Genomic DNA, 4238 nt, shown 5'->3' with positions numbered 1-4238 from the left:
TTGATTGACTCCGTTGACGGTTTCTGCTGCTAGAGTTTGCCAACCAGGGTAGATATTTGTGGTAATCTGAGTGGCACCAATTTTAATAGCAGTGGGGTTATTATTGCCAATTTGGGTGTAAAGTTTGTTAGTTGTGTCTTGGACTAATTTGGTGTTACCGAAGGTTTCGATTGGGGTGACACTGGTATTATCACCATCATCATTAGTAATTGTTCCTAATCCTTGATTATCTGTAATCAGCGCATTGCTAGGATTAGAAAGGTTAATCAAGAAAGTCTCATCCGGTTCAATTGCAGTATCACCATTGACGGAAATAATAATATCTTGGCTGATTTGTCCGGGGGTAAAGGTGAGAGTCCCTGTTTTCGCTGTATAGTCGCTTCCTGCTGTTGCTGTGTTATTAGCAGTGGCATAATTTACGGTAATTGTTTGGGTACTTGTGGTTGACAATGTAACTTTAAATATCAGGTTATTTGTTCCTGAATTGTTTTCTACAATTGTCGGATTTGAGATAGTCAAGAATGGTTTATCCCAATCGGCTGCTGTCCAGGTAGTTGTTGCTTGCCAAGTTTGGGGTGTCCATTGATTGATACTTTTCCAAGCATCTGCTGACCATTTAGTTGTAGCTTGCCAAGCGTTATCTCCCCAATCAGGTATGGCATCCCAAAAGTTATCAATTGTCTGTGATGCTGTAGCTGTTGTTGCTATTTCATAGCTATTTGTGTCCAGAAAAGATGATGCAAGCGTTTGCGTTGAATTGCTTTGATTTGCAGTTGATGGAGATAAACCAAGTTTCTTGTCAGACTGTCCAATAATCGCATTCCACGCATCTGAAGTCCAAGATTTAGCTGCGTTGTAAGCGGATGTTACTGCATCGGATATATTTCCAAGACCATCAATGGCACTTCCAATTGCTTTTCGATTCAGTTCAACGGTTCCACGATAAGTTAAAGCTGCACCCAGAATTGGACTTATTAGAGTAACGGCTGCTTGAAGAGCAAAATAATCAGCATCAGGCAAATATGTAAACCAGTAACTACTTAAATCAGTGGTATTTCCGTTGGCAACTTTCCGAGTTAAATCTGTCGGCTTTGACAAATTAGTTCTTGTAATAGTTTGATTTAAGACGGGAACTGAATGTTTTTCAAAAGTAATTGCAGATGTTAGTTTTGAATATTTTTCTAAGTTCCAGACTCCACTCAGATATTTTGAACCTGCAATGCTAACCAAATCAGCCGAGGTTATGTAATGAGTGACACCTAAGTTATTAGTAGCGTTGAAATTAATGCCGGGTTGTTGAGAAATACCCGGACTATTGAAAGTAACAATCTTTCCGAGTTGTCCTGTATAACTACCCCCTACCCACTGACTTAATGCACCACCTAAACTATGTCCTGTAATATTAGGTTTTAGAGTCAATCCGCTTACGGGATTAGATACTTCTGAAAGCCATTGATTGACTGCGGCTTTATTGTTAGTAAATTGATTATAGCCAACTCCTTCGGTTTCAGTATCACTTAATAAATCTTTACCAGATGAGAATACAGTACCCCGAATGGCTAAAACAGGAGGTTTAGCAAGGTCATAAATTGTGCCATCAGTGAAGGTATAGGATTGATTGGCGCTGGTGAGTTGGTTGATTAGATTCTGTCCAGCAGTATAGGCGGCGGTATTGTTACCGCCTGAAGTATTGGCAATATCTTGCAGTAAGTTATTGCTATTGGATGTAAATTCATTGGCATTAAGGGGATTGGCTAAAACCAGAAAAAATTTTTCATCAGAAGTTAAACCAAAAGCATCAAATCCTGTAGTAGAATCTTTGAAGACTTTATTGATACGATAGCCTTCGTAACCCAGGTCACTATAGTCATAGATCTTATCTACTTCTTTGCCTTTGTCCGTATCTGTCCAATCACGATAAGCGGTGTCTCTAGCAAAAATCTCAAAGGTTTGGTCGGTAGGAGACGCACTTCCTAAAACAGTAATTTCTATTTGTTTACTGGTTTGTCCTGGGAAAAAGGAGAGGGTTTTTTTGACAACATTGTTAAAATCTTTTAATTGGTTAGGGTCTATTGAATTGGCACTTCCATCAAGGGTATAGTAATCAACGGTTATCGGTTTATCATAAGCTGAGGACAGTTTAACCTCGAAAATAACCTTCCCTGCGGGAGCATCAAACCGCGCATTACTGACTGATATCGTTGGTTTAGGTGGAGGATTAGGTGTGGGTGGGAGTGCGGTAAAAGTGACTTGATCAAATATATTTGGATATTTTGGGTCTATTGGATTTGTTATTTTTTGATTAGAATAATCAATCCATGTGAATTCGTCCACAACTGAAAGTCCATCTGGATTTATATACCAAACTTGGTTCGCAGTATTTCCACTAATAATACTATTTGAATTCCATGTACCATAATTGCCAATACCACCACCTAAGTTGGCATTATTGTTAGTAATAATGTTATTCGTTAATGTTAATGTTCCCCCGTTGGAAATTCCCCCTCCATAAGTAGCCGTATTACCAGATATTGTGTTGTTGTTTAATGTTAATATTCCACTGTAGGAGTTGTCAATTCCCCCTCCAACTCCACTTCCAACTCCACTTCTTATAGCCGTATTACCAGATATTGTATTATTGTTTAATGTTAACGTTCCCCTTTCCCCGTTGTAATAGTGGGGTAAACCGTTGTAAATTCCCCCTCCATAATTAGCCGTATTACCAGATATTGTATTATTGTTTAATGTTAATGTTTCACGGTTCCAAATTCCCCCTCCATAAGTAGCCGTATTACCAGATATTGTACTGTTGGTTAATGTTAATGTTCCATCGTTGTAAATTCCCCCTCCTCCAACATTAGCCGTATTACCTGTTATTGTACTGTTGGTTAATGTTAATATCCCGTTGGAACTGTTGTAAATTCCCCTTCCTCCTCCTTTGCTGCTGATATAGAGATTGTTTAATGTAACTCCAAGTTTACTAGAGTTAGATATTATAGAATTATAATCCATCCACCGAATTGGTGGTTTATAACTAGCATTATTAACAATAGAAGCTAGTGCTGTTCCATCAGTTTCAATGGTAATCGTACCATTCGTATTCAAACTGCGATCACCTGTTGTCGTATTATTAACATAAGTTAAAGCATAAGTCGTTCCTGATTTCAGCTTAATAATATAGGGAGTATTAGGACTTTTATTAGCAATTGCAACAGCATCCCGCAAAGACAAACCACTCCCAATAGTGGCACTACCATCATTCTCATCTATAGTAGTATTGACAATTAAAGTAATTGGTGCTGTTTGTTCAACCCCTATAAATTGTCCCCCTAAATCAATAACAGTACGATCATCTTCTGCTTGAATATAAGTTAACTCAGCCTCAGTTAAATTAACCCCTCTCACCAGATGAGAAAATAATTCTCCCTCATCCCCCACCGTATCCACCCTATTAATTTGAGCATCCAAAAAATGCCCAATTTCTTCTAAAATCACCGCAACCAAAGCATCTGAACTAGCAGAAGCAAAAAAGCTTTCAGATAGATATATCTTATTGGTGCTAATCCCATAAGCGCCATTTGCACTACCTAAAACACTGCTGTTGACAACCTCAATCTCAGGAAGTTGACTGAAATTTCGGCTTCGCCACTGCTGTTGTAATTGCGTCGCTTTAACCACATCATAACTTGTGCCAAAGGCTGTTTCTAAATTCGCCCAAAAACCATCAGATTGAGCAAAATCGAACAAAACATCGTCAACAACAGGAAGAATCGGCAACAGGGGAGAAGTCATGACATTAACTGCAACAGTTTATTGCTAACAGTTTTAGCCTAACAATTGCCAATTTTTCAAGACCCCTGTAACAGAAATTAATATTTATACAGAAAACGGGTTTCTCAAAGAAGTTCTAGGATTGGATTTTTGCCAAAGACTGCTTAAATTCTGCGAGAGAATTAGCGGTAGCTGCTAATTTAACAATCTCTTGTAATGTAGATAGTACGGAAACTTTATTCAGGTATTGTTCCACATCTAAAGGAACTTCACCTAAGCGAGCTTGCAAAACTGTTTTGACAAAATCACGAGCATTTTCTAACGCTCCAATTTCCTTGCCAATCTTCTTACCCTGTTCTATTCCTCGCAATTCCATATTACTCATTAAAGGCATGGTTCTTTCCTCCTCAAATTGTTTGATTTTACTTTCTAAACTTGACTGCAATTCAGGGGATAAAGTCATCATA

The 4238-nt window shown here is 38.3% G+C and carries 2 protein-coding genes; both read right to left on the bottom strand.

Annotation, left to right across the window (positions count from 1 at the left end; genetic code table 11):
* Positions 1–3792, bottom strand: a 3792-nt coding sequence (locus tag IM496_RS04465; RefSeq protein WP_287661334.1) for a Calx-beta domain-containing protein, incomplete at its 3' end; no start/stop codon positions are given.
* 115 nt (positions 3793–3907) lie between these two features.
* On the bottom strand, positions 3908–4238 hold a 331-nt coding region (locus IM496_RS04460), incomplete at its 5' end, for a hypothetical protein (protein WP_287661333.1).

It is taken from the genome of Microcystis sp. M049S2 (assembly GCF_020245625.1).
Lineage (GTDB): Bacteria > Cyanobacteriota > Cyanobacteriia > Cyanobacteriales > Microcystaceae > Microcystis > Microcystis ichthyoblabe_A.
Note: the sequence above shows the minus strand (reverse complement) of the source record. Positions and strands in the feature narration are given on the sequence as shown.